Origin of the sequence: Psychrobacillus sp. NPDC096426, assembly GCF_044762745.1 — a bacterium.
Classification (GTDB): Bacteria; Bacillota; Bacilli; order Bacillales_A; family Planococcaceae; genus Psychrobacillus.
On the sequence record NZ_JBIWEX010000063.1, the window covers coordinates 1 to 1,252 of the forward strand.

A 1,252-nucleotide genomic window follows, 5' to 3' on the forward strand; every position below is an offset into this window, starting at 1 on the left:
TAATGGTACACTTAAAACAAGTACTTAAATCGGAGGTGTTTTTGCATGGGCAAAAACGTGTATACAAGTGAGATTAAATGGGCAGTCGTGAAAGATAAAATGAGCGGTCAGCTTACGACAAAAGAAATTATGGAGAAATACGGAATTAAGAATAAATCTCAAATCGAGACATGGATGAGATGGTATAGAGCAAATGAAATTCATCGTTTCGATCAACCGATCGGGAAGCAATATTCATTTGGGCATGGACCTGATTTTAAGAGTGAAGAAGAGAAGAAAGATACGCAGATGAACCATTTAAAAATGGAGAATGAGATTCTAAAAAAGTATTTGGAAATGGTAAAGGAGTTGAAAAACAGGTAGTTCTTCAAATCGTGGAAAAGTTTCGAAAAAAGTATACAGTAAGTGCTATTTTATCAGCTTTGGAAGTTCCACGTTCCAGCTTCTATCGTTGGTTAACTAAAGGTGTTGAGAAGGTTTTAACCATAGCAGAAGAAGCAATCATCGAACTATGCAAGAAGACGAAATACCGCAATGGTCATCGTAAAATAAAGGCATTATTGAAAAGAGATTATGGAATTAAATTAGACCGCAATACCGTTCAGAAAATCATGCAAGAGTTTCATCTTCAATGCAAAGTAAAGCAAAAAAGAAAATGGAAATCTCAAGGAGAGTCAGTAGTAATTGCCCCAAATGTATTGAATCGTAACTTTATAGCTAGTAAACCGAACGAAAAATGGGTAACAGATATTACGTATATTCAATATGGTAGCGTCACTTTATATCTTTCGACGATCATGGATTTATATAATAATGAAATTGTCGCTTATAAGCTTTACAATCATCAACAGACACCGTTGGTGATAGATACGCTTAAAGAGGCATTGATAGCTCGTGGAAATCCACAGGGAGTCATTGTACATTCCGATCAAGGGAGCGTTTACACATCATATGCGTATCAGGATTGCTTGAAGGAGAATCATCTAGTGAGTAGTATGTCCAGACGCGGCAACTGTTGGGATAACGCTGTTATCGAATCATTTCATTCTAGTTTAAAGACAGAAGAATTTTATTTAACTAAGTTTAATTCATTGAGCAATGTTTGCGTTGTACAACGAATTGACGAATATCTTCACCATTACAATGAAGAGCGTATCCAAGAAAAATTAGGCTACCTAACACCAAAAGAATTTGGAATTGCGGCAGCCTAAATAGGTGTTTTATATGTGTCTCATATCGCTAGGTCAGTTCA

General features: G+C 35.9%; 1 protein-coding gene. It reads left to right on the plus strand.

Annotation, left to right across the window (positions count from 1 at the left end; translation table 11 throughout):
- Nucleotides 1-45: 45 nt before the first annotated feature.
- A protein-coding gene (locus tag ACIQYS_RS22415) for an IS3 family transposase (protein ID WP_402985258.1) occupies nt 46-1,211 on the plus strand; the annotation gives its coding sequence in 2 pieces (ribosomal slippage) (nt 46-322 and nt 322-1,211; 1,167 coding nt in all).
- The last annotated feature ends 41 nt before the right edge of the window (nt 1,212-1,252 follow it).